This is a genomic window from Streptomyces sp. NPDC005485 (assembly GCF_040606085.1).
Lineage (GTDB): Bacteria > Actinomycetota > Actinomycetes > Streptomycetales > Streptomycetaceae > Streptomyces.
Genome location: NZ_JBEXDZ010000124.1, coordinates 1 through 21717 on the forward strand (window position 1 = coordinate 1; position 21717 = coordinate 21717).

The 21717-nt window shown below is 71.8% G+C and carries 19 protein-coding genes; 13 read left to right on the forward strand and 6 right to left on the reverse strand.

All coding sequences use genetic code 11. The annotated features are described in order from the left end of the window. Positions 1-274: 274 nt before the first annotated feature. The 3 genes from ABZS97_RS32180 (at position 275) to ABZS97_RS32190 (ending at position 6050) form a co-directional block, all read left to right on the forward strand. Positions 275-4150, forward strand: coding sequence for a Pls/PosA family non-ribosomal peptide synthetase (locus ABZS97_RS32180; protein ID WP_356143440.1), 3876 nt, complete (start codon positions 275-277; stop codon positions 4148-4150). Between the two features lie 125 nt (positions 4151-4275). Next, positions 4276-5655 carry a M1 family metallopeptidase gene (locus ABZS97_RS32185; protein WP_356143442.1) on the forward strand — a complete coding sequence of 460 codons (1380 nt, stop codon included), beginning with the start codon at positions 4276-4278 and terminating at the stop codon, positions 5653-5655. Between the two features lie 11 nt (positions 5656-5666). Then, positions 5667-6050 (forward strand): YchJ family metal-binding protein, encoded by a 384-nt coding sequence (locus tag ABZS97_RS32190; protein ID WP_356143445.1) that lies wholly within the window; start codon positions 5667-5669, stop codon positions 6048-6050. A gap of 233 nt (positions 6051-6283) precedes the next feature. Here ABZS97_RS32190 and ABZS97_RS32195 read toward each other — a convergent pair whose 3' ends face one another. Further along, positions 6284-6985, reverse strand: coding sequence for a FadR/GntR family transcriptional regulator (locus ABZS97_RS32195; protein WP_356143447.1), 702 nt, complete (start codon positions 6983-6985; stop codon positions 6284-6286). Between the two features lie 130 nt (positions 6986-7115). Here ABZS97_RS32195 and ABZS97_RS32200 point away from each other — a divergent pair, with 130 nt between their 5' ends. From ABZS97_RS32200 to ABZS97_RS32215, 4 genes are all read left to right on the forward strand, one after another. Then, positions 7116-7634 (forward strand): gluconokinase, encoded by a 519-nt coding sequence (locus tag ABZS97_RS32200; protein ID WP_356143449.1) that lies wholly within the window; start codon positions 7116-7118, stop codon positions 7632-7634. 130 nt (positions 7635-7764) lie between these two features. Further along, positions 7765-9162, forward strand: a complete 1398-nt coding sequence (locus tag ABZS97_RS32205; protein WP_356143451.1) for a gluconate:H+ symporter — start codon at positions 7765-7767, stop codon at positions 9160-9162. A 10-nt stretch (positions 9163-9172) separates the two neighbouring features. Beyond that, positions 9173-9931: an SDR family oxidoreductase gene (locus tag ABZS97_RS32210; RefSeq protein ID WP_356143453.1), complete on the forward strand. Its 759-nt coding sequence runs from the start codon at positions 9173-9175 to the stop codon at positions 9929-9931. Positions 9932-9944: 13 nt separating this feature from the next. Further along, positions 9945-10970 (forward strand): L-idonate 5-dehydrogenase, encoded by a 1026-nt coding sequence (locus ABZS97_RS32215; protein ID WP_356143455.1) that lies wholly within the window; start codon positions 9945-9947, stop codon positions 10968-10970. Positions 10971-11015: 45 nt separating this feature from the next. On the opposite strand, the gene ABZS97_RS32220 is transcribed toward ABZS97_RS32215, so the two are convergent. The 5 genes from ABZS97_RS32220 to ABZS97_RS32240 form a co-directional block, all read right to left on the reverse strand. Next, positions 11016-11645, reverse strand: a complete 630-nt coding sequence (locus tag ABZS97_RS32220; protein WP_356143457.1) for a cytochrome b/b6 domain-containing protein — start codon at positions 11643-11645, stop codon at positions 11016-11018. Then, entirely contained in the window at positions 11629-12336 is a 708-nt protein-coding gene (locus ABZS97_RS32225) for a molybdopterin-dependent oxidoreductase (RefSeq protein ID WP_356143486.1), read from the reverse strand. Before ABZS97_RS32225 ends, ABZS97_RS32220 begins: the two co-directional genes overlap by 17 nt. 175 nt (positions 12337-12511) lie before the next feature. Continuing rightward, entirely contained in the window at positions 12512-14080 is a 1569-nt protein-coding gene (locus tag ABZS97_RS32230) for an APC family permease (protein WP_356143459.1), read from the reverse strand. 44 nt (positions 14081-14124) lie between these two features. After that, a complete protein-coding gene (locus ABZS97_RS32235; protein ID WP_356143461.1) occupies positions 14125-15075 on the reverse strand; it encodes a hypothetical protein in 951 nt (316 codons plus the stop codon). Between the two features lie 209 nt (positions 15076-15284). Next, positions 15285-16940 carry an FAD-binding dehydrogenase gene (locus ABZS97_RS32240; protein ID WP_356143463.1) on the reverse strand — a complete coding sequence of 552 codons (1656 nt, stop codon included), beginning with the start codon at positions 16938-16940 and terminating at the stop codon, positions 15285-15287. A gap of 153 nt (positions 16941-17093) precedes the next feature. Here ABZS97_RS32240 and ABZS97_RS32245 point away from each other — a divergent pair, with 153 nt between their 5' ends. From ABZS97_RS32245 to ABZS97_RS32270, 6 genes are all read left to right on the forward strand, one after another. Further along, positions 17094-17990, forward strand: a complete 897-nt coding sequence (locus ABZS97_RS32245) for a DMT family transporter (protein ID WP_356143465.1) — start codon at positions 17094-17096, stop codon at positions 17988-17990. A gap of 62 nt (positions 17991-18052) precedes the next feature. Next, complete coding sequence (locus ABZS97_RS32250) at positions 18053-18568, forward strand: NUDIX domain-containing protein (RefSeq protein WP_356143466.1); 516 nt, start codon at positions 18053-18055, stop codon at positions 18566-18568. A 46-nt stretch (positions 18569-18614) separates the two neighbouring features. Continuing rightward, positions 18615-19007 carry a DUF202 domain-containing protein gene (locus ABZS97_RS32255; RefSeq protein WP_356143467.1) on the forward strand — a complete coding sequence of 131 codons (393 nt, stop codon included), beginning with the start codon at positions 18615-18617 and terminating at the stop codon, positions 19005-19007. Further along, the gene (locus ABZS97_RS32260; protein ID WP_356143468.1) at positions 19004-19327 is read left to right on the forward strand and encodes a DUF202 domain-containing protein; all 324 of its coding nucleotides are present in this window, start codon (positions 19004-19006) and stop codon (positions 19325-19327) included. Before ABZS97_RS32255 ends, ABZS97_RS32260 begins: the two co-directional genes overlap by 4 nt. Positions 19328-19464: 137 nt before the next feature. Further along, entirely contained in the window at positions 19465-20487 is a 1023-nt protein-coding gene (locus tag ABZS97_RS32265) for a phosphotransferase family protein (protein ID WP_356143470.1), read from the forward strand. 6 nt (positions 20488-20493) lie between these two features. Beyond that, positions 20494-21708, forward strand: a complete 1215-nt coding sequence (locus ABZS97_RS32270) for an acyl-CoA dehydrogenase family protein (protein ID WP_356143472.1) — start codon at positions 20494-20496, stop codon at positions 21706-21708. The last annotated feature ends 9 nt before the right edge of the window (positions 21709-21717 follow it).

A 21717-nucleotide genomic window follows, 5' to 3' on the forward strand; every position in this document is an offset into this window, starting at 1 on the left:
CCGCGACCAATGGTCGCGGCCCTCACTCGTTGTGCGCAGATGGTGCGCAAAGTGTGGCGCACCTCTCCTCAGACCGGTAAAGCCTCAGCTCAGGGCATACGACCACGCATCCCCAAGTCGCCCCGCGGTTGCTCGGACTTGGCCTTCACGACAGGCCGTAGTCACTCCGGTACTAAAGTATTGGGTTTGTTCGGAGTCGTCGCGGAACATCCCCAGGCAGACCTGTGGGCCCGCCCGGCGCCCCGGGTGCTCCGGGTCGAGACACGAGGATCCGATGGCCGCCCTGCACGAGAGCCCCGATCTCAGCCTGCTCGATGGTGAACTGACCGACCCGTTCGGCGATGTCGCGCGCTTCCGCGCCGGGTCGACGGCCTCTCCGCGCACGCTTGTCGACGTCTTCGAGGCGTCCGTGCGGTCCTACCCCGGCGAGCTCGCCCTGGACGACGGAACCACTCCGCTCACCTACCGTGCGCTGGCCGTCGAGGTCGAGGCGCTGCGGCGGCGGCTGGCGTCGGCGGGGGTCGGGCTCGGCGACCGGGTCGGCGTGCGCGTCCCGTCGGGCACCAACGAGCTGTACGTCGCCATCCTCGCCGTACTGGCGGCCGGCGCCGCCTATGTGCCGGTGGACGCCGAGGACCCGGACGAGCGGGCCGAGCTGGTGTTCGGCGAGGCGGAGGTCCGCGCGGTCGTCGGGGCCGGCCACGAGCTGACCGTCCTCGGCCGCAGTGAGACACCGGCCGCCCGCCCGGGCACCGAGCACGACGCGTGGATCATCTTCACCTCCGGTTCCACCGGGAAGCCCAAGGGTGTCGCGGTGAGTCACCGCAGCGCCGCCGCGTTCGTGGACGCCGAGGCCGGGCTGTTCCTGACCGAGGACCCCATCGGTCCGGGTGACAGGGTCATGGCGGGCCTCTCGGTGGCCTTCGACGCGTCCTGCGAGGAGATGTGGCTGGCCTGGCGCTACGGCGCCTGTCTGGTCCCCGTGCCGCGCTCCCAGGTGCGCAGCGGCGCCGATCTGGGCCCCTGGCTGGTGGAGCAGGAGATCAGCGTCGTGTCCACGGTGCCGACGCTCGCCGCGCTGTGGGAGCCCGAGACGCTCAACGACGTCCGGCTGCTGATCTTCGGCGGCGAGGCCTGTCCGCCCGAGCTGGTGCAGCGCCTGGTGACCGAGGGGCGCGAGGTGTGGAACACCTACGGGCCGACCGAGGCCACCGTGGTCGCCTGCGCCTCGCTGATGACCGGTGAGGAGCCCATCCGGATCGGGCTGCCGCTCAACGGCTGGGAGCTGGCCGTCGTCGACGAGTCCGGGGAACCGGTGCCGATGGGCGGCAGCGGCCAGCTGGTGATCGGCGGGGTGGGCCTGGCCCGCTACCTCGATCCGGAGAAGGACGCCGAGAAGTACGCGCCGCTGGAGTCCCTCGGCTGGGAGCGCGCCTACCGCAGCGGCGACCTCGTCAAGGCCGAGCCGGAGGGGCTGATCTTCCTGGGCCGGGCCGACGAGCAGATCAAGCTCGGCGGCCGCCGGATCGAGCTGGGCGAGGTGGACGCCGCCCTCCAGGCGCTGCCCGGGGTCGCGGGGGCGGCCGCCGCCGTGCGCACCGCCCGCGGCGGCAACCAGCTGCTCGTCGGCTATGTCGTCACCCAGGACGGCTGGGACCACGCCACCGCCGTCGAGAAGCTGCGTGCCGAGCTGCCCGCCGCCCTCGTCCCGCTGCTCGCCCCGGTGGACGACCTGCCGACGCGGACCTCCGGCAAGGTCGACCGCGCCGCCCTGCCGTGGCCGCTGCCCGACCTGGAGACGAGCGGTCCCGCCGAGCAGCTGTACGGGACGGAGGCGTGGCTCGCCGAGCAGTGGAGCGAGGTGCTCGGCATCCCGGTGTCCGGGGCGCGCGACGACTTCTTCGCGATCGGCGGCAGCAGCCTGGCCGCCGCCCAGCTCACCACCCGGCTGCGCACCCGCTACCCGAGCGCGGCCGTCCTCGACATCTACCAGCAGCCGGTGCTGCGCAAGCTGGCCCGGCACCTGGAGAAGTCCGCGCAGGACGACGGCGCCGAGCGGATCGTCGCGCCGGTCCCGCTGCGTGCCAAGGCCGTCCAGCTGCTCCTGCTCGTCCCGCTGTTCACCCTGATGGGGCTGCGCTGGACGGTGGCGCTGGCCGCGCTCGGCAACGTACTGCACTGGTTCGGCCCGTATCCGTGGGCGCCGACCGCGTCGTGGTGGCTCGTGGGCGCCGGGGCGCTGCTGCTGTTCAGCCCGCCCGGGCGGCTGGCGATCGCGGCCGGCGGTGCGCGGCTGCTCCTCAGGAACGTGCGGCCGGGCCGCTATCCGCGTGGCGGAAGCGTGCACCTGCGGCTGTGGACGGCCGAGCGGCTGGCCGAGTTCAGCGGCGCGACCTCACTGACCGGGTCCTGGCTGGAGCGGTACGCGCGGGCCCTGGGTGCCAGGATCGGCCCCGATGTGGATCTGCACTCGCTGCCGCCGGTCACGGGGCTGCTGAAGCTGGGCCGGGGCGCGGCCGTCGAGTCCGAGGTGGACCTGTCCGGCCACTGGCTGGACGGCGACCGGCTGGAGATCGGTGCGGTGAAGGTGGGGGCCGGCGCGGTGGTCGGTACCCGCAGCATCCTGTTCCCGGGTGGGCGGGTGGGCAAGCGGGCCGAGGTGGCACCGGGCTCCGCCGTCGTCGGGCAGGTGCCCACCGGTCAGCGCTGGGCCGGGGCGCCCGCCGTCAAGCTGGGCAAGGCCAAGCGCGCGTGGCCCAAGGACCGGCCGCGGCGCGGCACGTACTGGCGGGCGATGTACGGCGCGACCGGCTTCGCGCTGAGCGCGCTGCCCGTGGTCGCCGCGCTGGCCGCGCTGCTGGTGGTGAGCCTGTTCGTGGGTCCGGACGCCGGTATGGGAGAGGCGCTGCGGGGTGCCGCGCTCGCGCTGGTTCCTGCGACGCTCGCCTTCGGGCTGGCGTACGCAATGCTGCTCCTGATCGCCGTACGGCTGCTCAGTCTGGGTCTGCGGACCGGCACCCATGCGACGCACAGCCGGATCGGCTGGCAGGCCTGGACGGTCACGCAGTTGATGGACCGCTCCCGCGAGACGCTGTTCCCGCTGTACGCCGGGCTGATCACACCCGTGTGGCTGCGGCTGCTCGGGATGAGGATCGGGCGGGGCGCCGAGGTGTCCACCGTGCTCGCCCTGCCCAGCCTGACCACGGTCGGCGAGGGCGCGTTCCTCGCGGACGACACGCTGACCGCGCCGTACGAGCTCGGCGGGGGCTGGCTGCGGATCGGGCGGGCCGAGATCGGGCGGCGGGCCTTCCTCGGCAACTCGGGGATGACCGCGCCCGGGCGGAGCGTCCCGGACGGCGGTCTGGTGGGGGTGCTGTCCGCGACGCCGAAGAAGGCGAAGAAGGGCAGCTCGTATCTGGGGCTGCCGCCGGTGAAGCTGCCGCGTGCGGCGTCGGACGGCGACCAGAGCCGTACGTACGACCCGCCGGCGCGGCTGCTGTGGGCGCGTGGCCTGGTCGAGCTGTGCCGGATCGTGCCGGTGTTCTGCTCGGCGGCCCTGGCGGTGCTGACGGTGGCCGCGCTCAGCGTGCTCGGCGGGTGGGCGCCGCTGCTGGCCGGGTTCGTCCTGCTGGCCGTGGGTGTCCTCGCGTGCGGGCTGTCGATCGTGGCGAAGTGGCTGCTGGTGGGGCGGCACCGGGCGGGCGAGCACCCGCTGTGGAGCGGTTTCGTGTGGCGCAACGAGCTGGCCGACACCTTCGTGGAGGTCGTCGCGGTGCCGTGGCTGGCCGGCGCGGTGCCGGGAACGCCGCTGATGACGGCGTGGCTGCGCGGGCTCGGCGCCCGGATCGGCAGGGGCACCTGGGTGGAGAGCTACTGGCTGCCGGAGAGCGACCTGGTGACCCTGGAGGACGCGGCGACCGTGAACCGCGGCTGCGTGCTGCAGACCCACCTCTTCCACGACCGGATCTTGCGGACGGATACTGTGGTCCTCCGTGAGGGCGCGACGCTGGGTCCTGGCGGAATCGTCCTGCCCGGCAGCACGGTCGGCGCCCGCTCCACCCTGGGTCCCGCATCGCTCGTCATGGCGGCGGAGTCGGTTCCCGACGACACCCGCTGGCTGGGCAACCCGATCGAAGCGTGGCGTTCCTAGGGTCCGTCCGCGGGATCAGGTCGCAGCGGCCTGATCCGCCGGACAGGCCCGAGCGGCCCGTACGGTGTTCGGGGGACGGCGCATCGGCACGTCGTACGAGCACAGTGCAGGGAGCAGACGCAGCAGTGACCGTTCAGCAGACAGCGGGATCGGACCCGTACTTCCCGGCCAACGGTGATCACCGCTACCGGGTGCACCGGTACGAGCTGGCGCTGGACTACCGCCCGGGACCGAACCGGCTGTCCGGCACGGCGCGGCTCGGCGCCATAGCGGGCCGTGGCGCGCTCGCCGAATTCCAGCTGAACCTGGCCGACTTCAGGATCGGCCGGGTCCGTGTCGACGGCAAGGCACCGCACTACACGCACCGGGGCGGCAAGCTGCGCATCCGCCCCCCGAAGCCGATCCGGGCCGGGGCCGCGTTCACCGTCGAGGTCCACTGGTCGGGCAACCCGAAGCCGGTGAACAGCCCCTGGGGCGGGATCGGCTGGGAGGAGCTGGAGGACGGCGCGCTGGTGGCCAGCCAGCCGGTCGGGGCGCCGTCCTGGTACCCGTGCAACGACCGCCCGGCGGACAAGGCCGCCTACCAGATCTCCGTCACCACGCCGTCGGCGTACTCGGTGGTCGCGGGCGGCCATCTGCTGACCCGTACGACGAAGGCGTCGACGACGACCTGGGTGTACGAGCAGTCGGCGCCGACCTCCAGCTATCTGGTGGGGCTGTCGATCGGGAAGTACCAGACGGTGCTGCTGGGCGACCCGGGTCTGGGCGGTGTGCCGCAGCACGGGCACATCCCGGCGCATCTACTGCCCCAGTTCTCCCGGGACTTCGCGCGACAGCCCGCGATGATGGAGCTGTTCCAGGAGCTGTTCGGGCCCTATCCGTTCGGCGAGTACGCGGTGGTGGTGACCGAGGAGGAGCTCGATGTCCCCGTCGAGGCACAGGGGTTGTCGCTGTTCGGCGCCAACCACGTGGACGGGGCGCGGGGTTCGGAGCGGCTGGTCGCGCACGAGCTGGCGCACCAGTGGTTCGGCAACAGCGTGTCGATCGCGGACTGGCGGCACATCTGGCTGAACGAGGGCTTCGCGAAGTACGCGGAGTGGCTGTGGTCGGAGCGGTCGGGTGGGCGCCCGGCGCAGCAACTCGCGGCCACCGCACACCGGTTGCTGTCGGGGCTGCCGCAGGATCTGCGGCTGGCCGACCCGGGCCGCAAGTCGATGTTCGACGACCGGCTCTACGAACGCGGCGGGCTCGTCGTGCACGCGGTGCGCTGCGCCCTGGGCGACGAGGCGTTCTTCCGGATGCTGCGCGGCTGGGCCGCCCTGCACCGGGGCGGCGCGGTCACCACGACGACGTTCACCGCGCACGTCGCCCGGTTCGCGACGGAGCCGGTGGACGACCTGCTCTCGGCCTGGCTGTACGAGACGCGGCTGCCGCCGCTGCCCTCCCCCGCCTCACCGGTGCCGGCCCGGCCGCTGTTTCCGCCCTCGAACGCCGACTCCGCGTAAGGGACGGCAGAATGGCAGCCGTGACCAGTCGTTCCTGCCCCTGCGGGCTTCCTGCCGCGTTCGACGCCTGCTGCGGGCGCTACCTCTCCGGCGCCGCGGCGGCGCCGACCGCCGAGTCGCTGATGCGCTCGCGCTACAGCGCCTTCGTGAAGCGGGACGAGGGGTATCTGCTGCGCACCTGGCATCCGAAGACGCGGCCGCCGCGGGTCGAGTTCGATCCCGGGATGCGGTGGGCCGGCCTGGAGATCCTCGACACGGGACAGGGATCGGCGTTCCACTCCGCGGGGACCGTGACTTTCCGGGCCTCCTACCGGGGCGGTTCCCTGCACGAGCGCAGCCGGTTCGAGCGGGTCGACGGGGCGTGGGTGTACGTCGACGGGGAGTTCCTCGACTAGGGCCTGTCCGGCCGATCAAATCGCAGGACAGCAACAGCGCCTGGCCGCCGGTGAGCGGGGTGATGGGGGTCCCCCGCTCGATCGAAGCCGAGAGTGGGGGAGCGTGCAGCTGCAAGGCGGAGGAAGGCGACAACGCGGAGCGTTGGCAACCGACGACAACGCGGCAGGTGGGCGTGCCACACCCCGCGTCTGCGGCCTGATCGGCCGATCAGGCCCTGGCCGCTGTCGACGGCCTACGGCGCCAGGATGTCGAGCTCCTGAAGGGCGCCGACCGTGATCTCGCGGGTGAGTTCCTCGGCGCGGACCGCGTCGCCCGCGCGGACCGCCTCCGCGACCTGGACGTGCAGGGTGACGGCGGCCGGGTCGGGGTCCTCGAACATGACCTCGTGGTGGGTACGGCCCGCGAGGACCTCGGTGACGACGTCGCCGAGGCGGGCGAACATCTCGTTGCCCGACGCGCTGAGGATCACCCGGTGGAAGGCGACGTCGTGGATGAGATACCCCTCCAGCTGGTGGCCGCGTGAGGTGGCGACCATGCCGAGCGCGCACTCGGTGAGTTCGGCACACTGCGCCGCCGTGGCGTGCCGCGCGGCGAGGCCGGCGGCGACCGGCTCGACGGCGGAGCGCAGCACGGTGAGGGAGCGCAGCTGGTGGGGGCGGTCGGCGCCGGCCAGCCGCCACCGGATGACCTGCGGGTCGTAGACGTTCCACTCGGCCTTGGGGCGGACGGTCACGCCCACCCGGCGGCGGGACTCCACGAGGTGCATCGACTCCAGCACCCTGACCGCCTCTCGCATCACCGAGCGTGACACCTCGAAGCGCTGGGCGAGCTCGTCCGTGCGCAGCACGCTCCCCGGCGGGTACTCGCCCGCGGTGATGGCCGGCCCGAGGCTGTCCAGTACATGTCCGTGCAGCCCCCGGCCCCGTGTGGTCATGAGGTCAGGGTACGAGGCCGCTGTCCGAAATAAAAAGTCAGACTTATACATCACAGACTCTTGAATTTGTCGTACCTAATGGGTTTCAGTGGCGTCGACATCAGATGTCGACGGAGACAGTGAGGCAGCGATGATCACCCCCCATGTCGTCGTGGTCATGGGTGTCGCAGGCACCGGCAAGACCACCATCGGTCCCCTGCTTGCGGCCCGGCTCGGCGTTCCCTACGCCGAGGGCGACGACTTCCACCCGCAGGCCAACATCGCCAAGATGACGGCCGGCACCCCGCTCACCGACGACGACCGGTGGCCGTGGCTGGACGCCATCGGCGCCTGGGCGCACGACAGGGACGGGCTCGGCGGCGTGGTCAGCAGCTCCGCGCTCAAGCGGAGCTACCGCGACCGGCTGCGGGCGGCGGCACCCGGGATCGTCTTCGTACACCTCACCGGCGACCGGGCGCTCATCGAGGACCGGATGTCGCACCGGCACGGCCACTTCATGCCGACCGCGCTCCTGGACTCGCAGTTCGCCACGCTTCAACCGCTCGACGCGGACGAGGCGGGTGTCGCCGTGGACGTCTCCGGGAGCCCGGGCGAGATCACCGAGCGGGCCGCGGCCGCGCTGCAGGAGCTCGTCCAGCCCCAGCGGTAGGCCCCCGCCTGCCGCGAGTCCGCACCCCGACGGCAGGCCCCGCGCCTGCCGGTAAGTCCCCCGCACTTCCCCAGGGCCTCGCTGTACCCCCTGGGTCCCCCTTCCTCCCCGTACACGCAAGGGAACCACCGTGACCAGACTCAGCGTCGAGATGCTGGCAGCGGACACCGTCGAGCCGATCACCTCGGCGGGTCATGCGCAGCTGGGCATCGCCGTTCTGGCGGGCATCGCCGTCATCGTCCTGCTCATCACCAAGTTCAGGCTGCACGCCTTTCTGGCCCTGACCATCGGCTCGCTCGCGCTGGGCGCGTTCGCCGGGGCTCCGCTGGACAAGGCCATCGTCAGCTTCACCACCGGACTCGGCTCGACCGTCGCCGGTGTGGGCGTCCTGATCGCGCTGGGCGCGATCCTCGGCAAGCTGCTCGCCGACTCCGGGGGCGCCGACCAGATCGTCGACACGATCCTCGCCAGGGCCGGTGGCCGTGCCATGCCGTGGGCGATGGTGCTGATCGCCTCGGTGATCGGCCTCCCGCTGTTCTTCGAGGTCGGCATCGTGCTGCTGATCCCGGTGGTGCTGATGGTCGCCAAGCGCGGCAACTACTCGCTGATGCGCATCGGCATCCCGGCGCTCGCCGGTCTGTCCGTGATGCACGGCCTGATCCCGCCGCACCCCGGCCCGCTGGTCGCGATCGACGCGGTCAAGGCGAACCTCGGCCTCACGCTCGCACTCGGTGTCCTCGTCGCCATCCCGACGGTGATCATCGCGGGTCCGGTGTTCTCGAAGTACGCGGCTCGCTGGGTGGACGTCCCGGCTCCGGACAGGATGATCCCCGCCCGCGCCTCGGAGGAGCTGGAGAAGCGCCCGAGCTTCGGCGCGACACTCGCCACGATGCTGCTGCCGGTCGTGCTGATGCTGTCCAAGGCGCTGGTCGACATCATCGTCGACGACCCCACGCACAAGGTGCAGCGCGTCTTCGACGTCATCGGCGCACCCCTGATCGCCCTGCTCGCGGCCGTGATCGTCGGTATGTTCACGCTGGGCCGGGCGGCCGGATTCACCAAGGACCGGCTGTCGACGACCGTCGAGAAGTCCCTCGCGCCGATCGCGGGCATCCTGCTGATCGTGGGCGCCGGTGGCGGCTTCAAGCAGACGCTGATCGACAGCGGTGTGGGCCAGATGATTCTTGACATCTCCAAGGACTGGTCGATCCCCGCACTGCTCCTCGCCTGGCTGATCGCGGTGGCCATCCGCCTCGCGACCGGCTCGGCGACCGTCGCCACCATCTCGGCGGCCGGCCTCGTCGCACCCCTGGCGGCCGACATGTCCACGGCGCACACCTCGCTGCTGGTCCTCGCGATCGGCGCGGGCTCGCTCTTCTTCAGCCATGTCAACGACGCCGGGTTCTGGCTGGTCAAGGAGTACTTCGGCCTGAACGTCGGCCAGACCATCAAGACCTGGTCGGTCATGGAGACGATCATCTCGGTGGTCGCCGGCGGCCTGGTCCTGCTGCTCTCTCTCGTGATCTAGGAGTACGGGCATGAGCCATCCGCTCTTCGACATCAGTGGCCGCACGGCTCTGGTCACCGGTTCCAGCCGCGGTATCGGGTTCGCGCTCGCCCGGGGGCTGCTGGAGGCCGGCTGCACGGTGGTCCTCAACGGCCGGGACGGCGAACGCCTGACCAAGGCGGCCGCCGAACTGCCGGGCGACGTGCACACGGCCGCGTTCGACGTGACCGACGGTCCGTCAGTGGCCGCCGGAACAGCGGACGTCGAGGAGCGGGTGGGACCGCTCGACATCCTGGTCAACAACGCGGGCATGCAACTGCGCGCCCCCCTGCTGGAGTTCACGGACTCCGACTGGCACCGGATCCTGGACACCAATCTCACCAGCGCGTTCCTGGTCGGCCGCGAGGCCGCCCGGCGGATGACGGAACGCGGCCACGGAAAGATCATCAACATCTGTTCGCTGCAGAGCGAGGTGGCCCGCCCGGGCATCGCCCCCTACGCGGCCACCAAGGGCGCGCTGAAGATGCTCACCAAGGGCATGTGCGCGGACTGGGGCCCGTCGGGCGTGCAGGTCAACGGCCTGGGGCCGGGCTACATCGAGACCGAGCTGACCAGGCCCCTGGTCGAGGACGAGGAGTTCAGCGCGTGGGTGCGCCGCCGCACCCCGGCCGGACGCTGGGGCCGCACCCAGGACCTGGTGGGCGGGGTGCTGTTCCTCGCCTCACCCGCGGCCGACTTCGTGAGCGGGCAGGTGCTGTACGTCGACGGCGGCATGACCAGCGTGCTCTAAGGAGACTCGGACGATGATCGGTTGTGTGATCCACGGCGAGGGCGACCTGCGGGTCGACGAGTTGCCGGCGCCGTCCCCCGGCCCCGGGCAGGCGCTCGTCGCCGTCCGCTACGGCGGGGTGTGCGGCTCCGACCTGCACTACTGGCTCCACGGCGGCGTGGGCGACTTTCGGCTGCGCGAGCCGATGGTGCTCGGGCACGAGATCGTGGGCACGGTACTGGCGTACGGCGACGGGGCCTCGGGGCCCTCGCCGGGTACGGCCGTCGCCGTGCACCCGGCGACCGCGTGCGGCGTGTGCCCCGAGTGTCTCGACGAGCGTGCGAACGTGTGCCGGGACACGCGCTATCTCGGCAGCGCGGCGCGGACTCCGCACGTCCAGGGCGGCTTCGCGGCCCAAGTGGTCGTGCCCGCCGGGCAGTTGCGCACGGTGCCCGCCGGACTCGGGCTGCGCCGGGCGGCGCTCGCGGAGCCGCTGTCGGTGGCTTTGCACGCCGTGCGGCGGGCCGGGGCCGTGGCCGGGCGACGGGTGCTGGTGACCGGGGCCGGGCCCATCGGCTGCCTGGTGGTGGCCGCCGCGAAGGCCGCGGGCGCGGCACACGTGACGGTCACGGATCTGCTGCCGCAGGCCTTGGAGTACGCCGCCGCGGCGGGCGCCGACACCGTCGTACGGGCCGATGACCGAGGCGACACCGGGTGGCCGTCGGAGGTGGACGTCGCCGTCGAGGCGTCCGGGGTGGCCGCCGGGCTCGACACCTGCCTGCGCCTCGTGCGGCGCGGCGGGGTGGTCGTGCAGCTGGGCATGCTGCCACCGGGGCAGAGTCCGTTCGCGGGGAACCTGGTGGTGTCGCGGGAGATCGAACTGCGGGGCGCCTTCCGCTTCGACGCGGAGTTCGACGCGGCGCTCGAACTGCTCGCCGCCGAGCCCGCGTTCGACCGGCTGATCAGCGCGGTGGTCCCCGTGCGGGACGCGGAGTCGGCGTTCTCGCTCGCGGCGGACCGGAGCCGGTCCTGCAAAGTGCTGCTGGACTTCGGGAGTTGAGAGCGCGGGCGGGTGGCCCCGCCCGCCCCGGCCACGGTGAAGCCCCTAAGGGCGCCAGAGCGGGTGCTCCCTTTTCGCCCACTCCTCGCTCACCGAACCCGTGCGCAGGCCACGGCGGGCCTCCGGGTCGCCGAGGGCCATGCCGATGTGCCCGGCGAGGACGATGCCGATCGTCAGGGCGAGCCAGTCATGGACGAAGGTGGCCGAGGTACGCCACATGATCGGGGCGAGGTGGGTGAACCACATCAGCAGCCCCGTGCCGAGCATGACCAGGGACGCTCCGGCGATCCAGGCCGCGTAGGTCTTCTGGCCCGCGTTGAACTTGCCCGCGGGCCGGGAGGAGCGGAGGGGATCACGGCGCAGGGCCGCCCGCAGCCAGCGGCGGTCGTGCGGACCCCAGCGGTTGAGATGCCCCAGGTCGGCGCGGAACGCGCGGGAGGCGAGGCCCGCCAGCACCGGGACCGGCAGCAGCAGCCCGGCCCATTCGTGGATGCGCACCACGAGTTCCCGGCGACCGACGAGCTCGGCGAAGGTGGGCAGGTAGAGACAGGCGGCGGTGGCCACGCACACGCCCATCAGCGCGGCCGTCGTGCGGTGCACCCAGCGCTCGGCACGGGTGAAGCGCCGTACGCGGGCGGCGGCACGGACGACAGGGGCGTCAGCTCGTAGGTTCATCGTCGCGTCCGTTCGAGCGGCCGACCCAGGCGTCCACGTCGTAGCCCCGGTGCTCCCAGTAGCCGGGACGGACGTCCTCGGTGACGGTGATGCCGGAGAGCCACTTGGCGGACTTGTAGAAGTACATGGGGGCGACATAGAGGCGGACGGGGCCGCCGTGGCTGTGGCCGAGGTTCTTGTCCTGCATGCGCAGGGCGACCAGGACGTCCTTGCGGCGGGCCTGGTCGAGCGTGAGGCTCTCGGTGTACGCGCCGTCGAAGCAGCTGAACCGCACGGCTCCGGCCGACGAGCGCACTCCGGCCGCGTCAAGGAGCCGGGACAGTCGCACCCCCTCGAAGGGAGTGCCGGGCACGCGCCAGCCGGTGACGCACTGGACGTCGTGCACCAGCCGGGTCTGGGGCAGTGCGCGCAGGTCGGCCAGGGTGAAGGTCTTCGGGTGGTCGACCAGGCCGTCGACGGTGAGGCGGTAGTCCGTCTCGTCCTTGTGCGGGACCGAGGACGTCACCGAGTAGTAGCGGAAGCCGCCCCCGTTGGGCAGCAGCCCGGTCAGGCCGGTGGGGTCCTTGTCGGCGGCGCTGCCGAGGAAGGACTCCAGGCCGCGCTGGAGCACCGGCGCGGCCACCACGCCGAGCGCGCCCAGGCCCAGTGTGCCGAGGAGGACCCGGCGACCGATCGGCTTGCCGCGCTCCATCGGGCTTCCGCGCTCCTCGGAGTGCGGCGCTCCCGGCTCTTCGGGTGGTTCAGGGTTCACCTTCTGATTCGAGCACCCGCGACCCCCAAAAGGCCAGCGTCGGCGGGTGCCCGTCAGGATTCCGTAACCACTTCTTACGAGCTCGTAAGGCCCGGAGCCCTCGGGGAGGTGGCCCTCAGGAGGCGGGCTCGGCCGTCTCCGCCGCCTTGTCCAGCTGGAACGCCTCGTTGCCGAGGCCGATGCGGGCGTGCACCTGAGGCCTGCGGGAGCGCAGCACCAGGCCCTGGACCAGGCCGAGGACCAGGGCCGCCCCGATGATGGCGGGCAGCAGCCAGGTCAGCGAGGAATCCGGGCCCGCGCCGACGAGGACGTCGAAGTCCTTGATCGTGTAGAAGGCGATCACCAGCAGGGCGACGGCCGCGATCGCGGAGGTGGCCAGGCGCCGGGCCTGGGCGCCGGCGGCACCGCGCCGGGCGAAGAAGACGATCACGGAGACCGAGGCGGCCGCCATGAGCAGGATGACGCCGAGTGCCCCGACGTTGCCGAACCAGGTGAACAGGTGCAGCACGGGTGCGGTCGGGTCGCCGGCCGGCTTGTCGTCGCTCACGGCGAAGGCGGCGACGACGATCAGGGACACGGCGGTCTGCAGCAGCGAGCCGGTGCCGGGGGCGCCGCTCGCGCCGGTGGTCCGGCCGAAGCCGGCGGGCAGCAGACCCTCGCGGCCCATGGCGAAGGCGTACCGCGCGACGACGTTGTGGAAGCTGAGCAGCGCCGCGAACATGCCGGTCACGAACAGGACGTGCAGGACGTCCGTGAAGGTGCCGCCGAGGCGGGACTCGGTGAGGGAGAACAGCAGTCCGGCGCTCTCCTTCTGTGCGGTGCCGACGATCGCGGAGGGACCGGCGGCGACGGTGAACGCCCATGAACTGATTGCGAAGAAGACGGCGACGAAGCTGACGGCGAGGAACATCACGCGCGGGACCAGGACGTGCGGGCGGCTTGTCTCCTCCGCGTACACGGGGGCCTGTTCGAAACCGGTGAAGGCGGCGATGCAGAAGCACAGGGCGGTGCCGACGCCCGCGCCGGTGAGCGTGTCCGGGTTGAACGCGTGCAGCGACAGCCCCTGCTTCGCCGGATCGGCGACGGCGGCGATGTCGAAGATGACGACGAGCGCCACCTCGATGACGATCAGCACGCCCAGCACCTTGGCGTTGACGTCGATCTTCAGCCAGCCGAGCGCGCCGACCGCGACCACGGCCGCCAACGCCGGTATCCACCAGGCGACTTGGAGGTCGAGGTAGGTGGAGAACAGCCCGGACACCTCGAAGCCGAAGATGCCGTAGATGCCGACCTGGAGGGCGTTGTACGCGACCAGGGCGAGAAGCGCCGCGCCGGCGCCCGCGGTGCCGCCGAGCCCGCGGGAGATGTACGCGTAGAAGGCGCCCGCGTTGTGGACGTGGCGGCTCATCTCGGCGTACCCGACGCTGAAGAGGACCAGGACGATGCCGAGGACGACGAAGAGCAGGGGCTGCCCGACGATGCCCATCACCGCGAATGTGGTGGGCATGACACCCGCGACCACCATGAGAGGCGCGGTCGCGGCGAGGACCGAGAGCAGCAGGCCTCCCGTGCCGAGGCGGTCGGCGCGCAGGGCACGGTCCTGGCCCTTGAACGTGCTGATGCCGTCACCGCTGCCGGGGGCGGGTCTGCCGGATTGCGAAGTACTCGAACTGCCCGTGGTCATCGCGGGGTTGTCCTTTCGGATGTTCGGATCTCGGGGGTGGTCGTTCACGCCGTGCCGAGCGCGCTGTCGCGGGCGGCACGGAAGGCCTTGTCGGGGTCCCGGTCGGGGTAGGACCACGGCTCCCGGGTGGCGTGCGGTCCGATGCGGTGGAACAGGGCAGCCGCCTCGGCGCCCCGGCCCTCGCAGAACTTGGCGTGGGCAAGGAAGTTGAGGTCGACATGGCGGCGCGGATGGTCGTCGCGTTCCCACTCCAGCCACCAGTCGAAGGCGGCCTTCATCACCTGGCGGGCGCGGCGCCCGACCCAGTGCCCGGAGGCGGCCGGGTCGCCGCTCTCGCTGCCCGCGGCGGCCAGCACGCGGTAGCGCTCGGCGTGCGCGACGACCGGGAGGATCGCGAGCGGCGAGTCGGCGGGGGCCTGTTCGGCGGCCCAGTTGGCGAAGTCGTACACCTCGTGCAGCGGGTCCTGGCCGGCCGCGGCGTGGCGTTCGGCGAGCCGGGCCACCATCAGGTGGTGGGCGTGGTGGTGGTCGGGGTAGCGGTGGCGCACCTCGTCGAAGAGGCGGACCACGTCCTCCTCGGTGCCGTGCGAGCGCTCCAGGATCAGCAGGCCGAGCCAGGGCGTCGGGTCGGCGGGGGCCAGCGCGGCCGCGGCCTGACAGGCCTCGCGGGCCGGCTCGGGGCGTTCCTTGCCGTTCAGGGCGCGGTGGACCGTGGCGCAGGCGAGCAGTACGGAGGCGTCGGCGGACTCGGGTTCGGCGAGCCGCCAGTCGCGGGCCCAGGCAAGGGTGGCGGGCTCCTGCGCGAGAACGGTGACACGGTGCCCGCGGCGGTCCCAGTCGTCGCCGGTGGCGACGAGCAGCGCACGGACCGCGGTCCACCGTCCCTGGCTCAACGAGGCGCGGGCGGCGACGAGTTCGTCGTCGTCGAACGCGGCGTCGAAGGGCAGGGAGGCGCGCTTGCGGCCACGACCGCGGCCGAGAGGGGGTGGGGGCACCGCGGGCAATTCCTCACAAGGCACGGCTGGTCAGATTTTGATCACGGACAGCAAACCTCCACCCAAGGGTTTAGTCAAGGGCAACCAAAGACAGGTTCACATGTCAACTACCTTGCTCTGCAGGGAGTTTCCCTCTCCGCAGAGGAGTGCCGCCGCTGCCCGAGGGGGCTCGGCAGCCCGAGCCCCCTTCGTCCGGCACAAGCCAGGGCTCAGCCCAGCGCCTTCGCCGCCGCCCGTCCCGCCGTACGCCCGGAGAAGAGGCAGCCGCCGAGGAAGGTGCCCTCCAGGGAGCGGTAGCCGTGGACCCCGCCGCCGCCGAACCCGGCGGCCTCCCCCGCCGCGTACACGCCCTCCAGGGGGTCGCCGCCCTCGGTCAGCACGCGCGAGGAGAGGTCGGTCTCCAGGCCGCCGAGGGTCTTGCGGGTGAGGATGTTCAGGCGCACCGCGATCAGCGGGCCCGCCTTCGGGTCGAGGATGCGGTGCGGGGTCGCCGTGCGGATCAGCTTGTCGCCGAGGTAGGTGCGGGCGCCGCGGATCGCGGTCACCTGGAGGTCCTTGGTGAACGGGTTGGCGATCTCCCGGTCGCGCGAGACGATCACACGGCGCAGCTCCGCCTCGTCGATCAGCGGTTCCTTGGTGAGCGCGTTCATGCCCCGCACCAGTGCGGTGAGGTCCTTCTCCACCACGAAGTCGACGCCCTTGTCCATGAACGCCTTGACGGGGCCTGGCACATCGGTGCGCGCCCGCCCGATCACGTCCCGGATCGACTTGCCGGTGAGGTCGGGGTTCTGCTCCGAGCCCGAGAGCGCGAACTCCTTGCCGATGATCTTCTGGTCGAGCACGAACCACGTGTAGTCGTACCCGGTGCTCATGATGTGCTCAAGGGTGCCCAGCGTGTCGAAGCCGGGGAAGAGCGGGACGGGCAGCCGGTTGCCGCGGGCGTCGAGCCAGAGCGAGGACGGGCCGGGCAGGACACGGATGCCGTGGTTCTCCCAGATGGGGTTCCAGTTCTGGATGCCCTCGGTGTAGTGCCACATCCGGTCGCGGTTGATGAGGTGGGCGCCGGTCTCCTCGGCGATGGCGAGCATCTTGCCGTCGACGTGCGCGGGCACCCCGGAGATCATCTTCTCGGGCGGGGTACCGAGCCGCTCCGGCCAGTTGGCGCGGACCAGGTCATGGTTGCCGCCGATACCGCCGGAGGTGACGATCACCGCCTGCGCCTTGAGTTCGAAGGCGCCGGTGACCCCACGGCTGCTGGCCTGGCCGCGCTCGATGCCGGACGGCTCCAGGACCTCCCCGGTGACCGTGTCCACGGCGCCCGCGCTGCGGGACAGCCCGGTGACGCGGTGGCGGAACCGCAGCTCGACGAGGCCGCGGGCCACCCCGGCCCGCACGCGCCGCTCGAAGGGCGCCACGAGCCCCGGGCCGGTCCCCCAGGTGATGTGGAAGCGCGGTACGGAGTTGCCGTGCCCGTTGGCGTCATAGCCGCCGCGCTCCGCCCAGCCGACGACCGGGAAGAAGCGGACGCCCTGCTTGTGCAGCCAGGACCGCTTCTCGCCCGCCGCGAAGTCGACGTAGGCCTCGGCCCACTTGCGGGGCCAGTGGTCCTCGGGGCGGTCGAAGGCGGCCGTGCCCATCCAGTCCTGGAGGGCGAGCGCGTGGCTGTCCTTGATCCGCATCCGGCGCTGCTCGGGCGAGTCCACGAAGAAGAGCCCGCCGAACGACCAGTGCGCCTGGCCACCGATCGACTGCTCGGGCTCCTGGTCGAGAAGGATCACCTTGCGGCCCGCGTCGACGAGCTCCGCGGTCGCCGCGAGCCCGGCGAGGCCCGCCCCGATCACGATCACATCTGCGTCGTACGCCATGAGCAGGCCCTCCCGGAGCATTGTTACTGGTCGGTCAGATCCTTGGGCAACGAAGTGACCCAGTCAACTGCCGGTTTCCGGGGACTCGGCTACAGTCTTCCGATACCCGTAACCCCGCCCCGTCCCTGTCCCCGATGTATTGAGGTACGCAGCGTGTCGGTTCTGGTTCTCGTCCTCGCCGTGAGTGCGGCCTGCTGCCTCGGCTTCGGCTTCGTGCTCCAGCAGAACGCTGCCTCGCACGCGCCGCTGAACGACTTCCTCTCCCCCCGGCTGCTGCTCGACCTCATCCGGGTGCCCCGCTGGCTCGGCGGCATCGGGCTCATGGTCTGCGGAATGGCGCTCGGCGCGATCGCACTGAGCAACGGTGAGATCTCCCTCGTCGAACCCCTGCTGGCCACCAACCTGCTCTTCGCGATGGCCCTGACCCGCCGGCAGACCAAGCAGTCGCTGGGGCGCCAGGGCTGGAGCGGGCTGCTGATACTCGCGGGCGGTGTCACAGCGTTCATCATGGCCGGGGAGCCGCGCGGCGGCGACGCCGTCGCGGATCCGCTGCGGCACTGGCTGATCATCGGGCTGATGGTGGGCGGCGCGCTGCTGCTGACGGCGTACGCGAAGCGGTCCCGGCTGAGCGCCGCGCCGGTCCTGCTGGCGCTGGCCGCCGGGCTGCTCTACGGCGTGCAGGACGCGCTGACCCGAGTGAGCGGGCAGCTGGTGACGGAGGGCGGCGGCTGGCTCACGCTGTTCTCGACATGGCAGCCGTACGCCGTCGCGGGCCTCGGTGTCGTCGGGCTGATCCTCGTCCAGAGCGCCTTCGAGACGGCGCCCCTGCGGATGTCCCTGCCCGCCCTGACGGCCGCCCAGCCGCTGGCCGGGATCGCGTGCGGCGTCGGCTTCCTCGGCGACCGGCTGCGCACCGACAGCGGCGCGCTGGCCTGGGAGGCCGCGGGCCTCGCGGCGATCGTCGTGGGCATCGTGCTGCTCGGCCTGCATCCGGCGATGCCGAGCGGCGCGGCGGCACCCGTGGAGCGGGTGCCGGCGCTGAAGCGCTGATCCGTCCCCTTTTCCTCGTGGGCGGCGTCGCTCCGCCGGGGCGGTCTTGCTTGGATGGCCTCATGAGCGCCGCCGACGAGATCCTCGACATCGTGGACGAGAACGACCAGGTCATCGGGCAGTCCCCGCGCGGGGAGGCGTACGCGCGCGGTCTGCGCCACCGCTGCGTGTTCATCCAGGCACGGGACGCCGACGGCCGGATCTTCGTCCACCGCCGCACCCCCACCAAGCTGGTTTTCCCCTCCCTCTACGACATGTTCGTCGGCGGAGTCGTCGGCGCGGGCGAGACGTACGACGACGCGGCCCTGCGGGAAGCCGAGGAGGAACTCGGCGTCCGCGGGCTCCCGCGGCCCGTCCCGCTGTTCAGGTTCCTGTACGACGACGGGGGCGGGCGGAGCTGGTGGTCGGCGGTGTACGAGGTGCGCTGCGACCTTCCGGTGAACCCCCAGGTCGAGGAGGTCGCCTGGCACGACTTCCTCCCCGCGGACGAGGTGGAGCGCCGCCTCACGGACTGGACCTGGGTGCCGGACGGCCTCGCGGCGTACGAGCGTCTGAAGGCCTACCGGTCGATGGGCTGACACCGCCTCGGCGGCGGCGGGCGGGCGTCCCGGTAGGGTCCAGGGCGTGATCGAATTCGTGCGGAACGTCCGGCTGTGGTTCGCGCCGGAGGAGGTCCGGGAGGAGGGCGGGACGCCCGACTACCGCTTCTCGCTGGCCAACGAGCGGACCTTTCTCGCGTGGCTGCGCACGGCGCTCGCGCTGATCGGCGGGGGCTTCGCCGTGGACCAGTTCCTGCCCGACCTGCGGTGGGGATGGCGGGTCGGGCTCGCGCTGGCCCTGCTGGCGGCGGGCGTGCTGTGCTCGCTGCGCGCGGTCAACCACTGGGTGCGGTGCGAGCAGGCGATGCGCAAGGGCGAGGACCTGCCGGTGTCGCGCTTCCCGGCGGTGTTGAGCATCGCCGTCGCGGTCGTGGCCGTCGCCATGGTCTTCGTCGTGCTCGTCGGCTGGGAAGGGTGACCGCTCCCGCCCGGGACCGGGACCCGGGCCTTCAGCCGGAGCGCACCCGGCTCGCCTGGCGGCGCACGACGCTCGCGAGCACCGTCGCCGCCCTGTTCGCCGCGAAGGCGTCGCTGCGCGACGGTACGCCGACCGGGATCGTGCTCGGCGCCCTGTCCTGCGCGATCTGGCTGGGGTTCCTCGCCGTGGCCCACCGCCGCATCCGGACGCTGGCCGACGCACGGGCGGACGGCCCGGCGGCGCTCTCGGCCCGGCACGGGACTACCGCGGCCCTGTGCACGGTGGCGCTGGCCGTGTGCGCGGCGGTACTGGTCCTCTGAGTCTCCCTGGCTCGGGAACCCGATCACGCGGCTCCGGGCGGAGGAGACGCCGATCACGTTTTGCCCCCGCACTGGACGGCATACCGACCGGTCGGCATCATGGTTGACGTCCGGTTTCCGTGTGTTGAGGAGAAACGATGAGCCCCGACCACCCGCCAGGTCTCGATCTCGACCGGCTGCGCGGCCTGCTCGACAGCGAGCGTCCCGGCCTGGTGACCGGCCCGCTGACCGGCCGGCTGATCGAGGGCGGACGGTCGAACCTCACCTATTCCGTGACGGACGGTACCGCGAAGTGGGTCGTACGGCGGCCCCCGCTGGGCCACGTCCTGGCCACGGCGCACGACATGCGGCGCGAGCACCGGGTGATCAGCGCACTGCACCCGACGGCCGTGCCGGTGCCCCGTCCGGTGCTGCTGTGCGAGGACGACGAGGTGCTGGGCGCGCCCTTCTACGTCATGGAGTTCGTGGAGGGCACCCCGTACCGCACCGCCGAACAGCTCGCCCCCCTCGGTCCCGCGCGTACACGTGACGCCGTGCTCGGGCTGGTCGACACGCTCGTCGAGCTGCACGCGGTGGACCCCGCCGAGGTGGGCCTCGCCGACTTCGGCCGGCCCGAGGGCTTCCTCGACCGCCAACTGCGGCGCTGGGGCAAGCAGTTGGACGCCTCCCGCAACCGGGAACTCGCCGGCGTCGACGAGCTGCATGCCGCCCTGGGCCGCGCACTGCCCACCTCCCCCACGGCGACGGTCATCCACGGCGACTACCGCCTGGACAACGTACTGATCGACGACCACGACCGGATCAAGGCCATCCTGGACTGGGAGATGTCCACGCTCGGCGATCCGCTCACCGACCTGGGACTGCTGGTCATGTACAGCGCGCCGCTGGACCTGCCCGACTCCCCCATCAGCACGACCGCCTCGGCCGCCGGGCACCCGCAGCCGGCCGAGATCATCGAACGGTACGCCGCGCGCTCGGGGCGCGACGTGTCCGCCGTCTCCTGGTACACGGCGTTCGCCTGGTTCAAGCTCGCCGTGATCCTGGAGGGCATCCACTACCGGTACACGCTCGGCCAGACGGTCGGCGCGGGCTTCGACCGCATCGGGGAACTGGTCCCCTTCTTCATCGAGCACGGCCTGACCACCCTTCAGGAAGGCTGATCCGCCATGGACTTCGCATTCGACGCGCGTACCGAGGAGCTGCGCGGGAAGCTGCTCGCCTTCATGGACGAGTACGTCTACCCGGCGGAGGCCGTCGAGCACGAGCAGCGCGCCCAGCTCGCCTCTCCGTGGGAAACCCCGGCGATCTTCGGTGAGTTGAAGGCCGAGGCCCGCCGTCAGGGGCTGTGGAACCTCTTCCTTCCGGACTCCGAGTACGGTGCGGGGCTCACCAACCTCCAGTACGCGCCGCTCGCCGAAATCACCGGCCGCAGCCCGCACCTGGCGCCCACCGCGCTGAACTGCGCGGCGCCCGACACGGGCAACATGGAGGTGCTCACGCAGTTCGGCGACGAGCAGCAGAAGAAGCAGTGGCTGGAGCCGCTGCTCGCGGGCGAGATCCGCTCGGCGTTCGCGATGACCGAGCCCGAGGTGGCCTCCTCCGACGCCACGAACATCACCACGCTCATCGAGCGGGACGGCGACGACTACGTCATCACCGGCCGCAAGTGGTACATCTCCGGGGCTATGAACCCGGACTGCAAGATCTTCATCGTGATGGGCAAGACGGATCCGGAGGGTCCCGACGTCCGCCGCCAGCAGTCCATGGTGCTCGTGCCGCGCGACACCCCGGGGCTCGACGTCCGTCGCGCCATGCAGGTGTACGGCTACGGGGACCACTCCCACGGCGGGCACGCCGAGGTGTTCTTCGACCACGTCAGGGTGCCGGTGAGCAACCTGATCGGCGAGGAGGGCGGCGGTTTCGGCATCGCGCAGGCGCGGCTCGGCCCGGGACGCATCCACCACTGCATGCGGCTGATCGGCATGGCCGAGCGGGCGATCGAGCTGATGTGCCGGCGGGCGGTGTCCCGTACGGCCTTCGGCAAGCCGCTCGCCCAGCAGGGTGTCGTGCAGAACTGGATCGCCGACGCCCGCGTGGCCGTGGAGCAGCTGCGGCTGCTGGTGCTGAAGACGGCCTGGATGATGGACACCGTCGGCAACCGGGGTGCCCACACCGAGATCCAGGCCATCAAGATCGCCACGCCGCGCACGGTCGTGGACATCCTCGACAAGGCCGTCCAGCTGCACGGTGCGGGAGGCGTGAGCCAGGACTTCCCGTTGGCCGAACTCTGGGCCGCCGCCCGGACGTTGAAGCTCGCGGACGGTCCCGACGAGGTGCACCAGCGGTCGCTGGCGCACCGGGAGATCAAGAAGTACGCATAGACGCGAGGG

Coding starts and splice junctions, on each gene's coding strand:
- ABZS97_RS32265 (WP_356143470.1), top strand. CDS start 19,465: ATGAGCCCCGACCACCCGCCAGGTCTCGATCTCGACCGGCTGCGCGGC.
- ABZS97_RS32190 (WP_356143445.1), top strand. CDS start 5,667: ATGGCAGCCGTGACCAGTCGTTCCTGCCCCTGCGGGCTTCCTGCCGCG.
- ABZS97_RS32240 (WP_356143463.1), bottom strand. CDS start 16,940: ATGGCGTACGACGCAGATGTGATCGTGATCGGGGCGGGCCTCGCCGGG.
- ABZS97_RS32225 (WP_356143486.1), bottom strand. CDS start 12,336: ATGGAGCGCGGCAAGCCGATCGGTCGCCGGGTCCTCCTCGGCACACTG.
- ABZS97_RS32230 (WP_356143459.1), bottom strand. CDS start 14,080: ATGACCACGGGCAGTTCGAGTACTTCGCAATCCGGCAGACCCGCCCCC.
- ABZS97_RS32250 (WP_356143466.1), top strand. CDS start 18,053: ATGAGCGCCGCCGACGAGATCCTCGACATCGTGGACGAGAACGACCAG.
- ABZS97_RS32200 (WP_356143449.1), top strand. CDS start 7,116: ATGATCACCCCCCATGTCGTCGTGGTCATGGGTGTCGCAGGCACCGGC.
- ABZS97_RS32195 (WP_356143447.1), bottom strand. CDS start 6,985: ATGACCACACGGGGCCGGGGGCTGCACGGACATGTACTGGACAGCCTC.
- ABZS97_RS32270 (WP_356143472.1), top strand. CDS start 20,494: ATGGACTTCGCATTCGACGCGCGTACCGAGGAGCTGCGCGGGAAGCTG.
- ABZS97_RS32210 (WP_356143453.1), top strand. CDS start 9,173: ATGAGCCATCCGCTCTTCGACATCAGTGGCCGCACGGCTCTGGTCACC.
- ABZS97_RS32220 (WP_356143457.1), bottom strand. CDS start 11,645: ATGAACCTACGAGCTGACGCCCCTGTCGTCCGTGCCGCCGCCCGCGTA.
- ABZS97_RS32215 (WP_356143455.1), top strand. CDS start 9,945: ATGATCGGTTGTGTGATCCACGGCGAGGGCGACCTGCGGGTCGACGAG.
- ABZS97_RS32180 (WP_356143440.1), top strand. CDS start 275: ATGGCCGCCCTGCACGAGAGCCCCGATCTCAGCCTGCTCGATGGTGAA.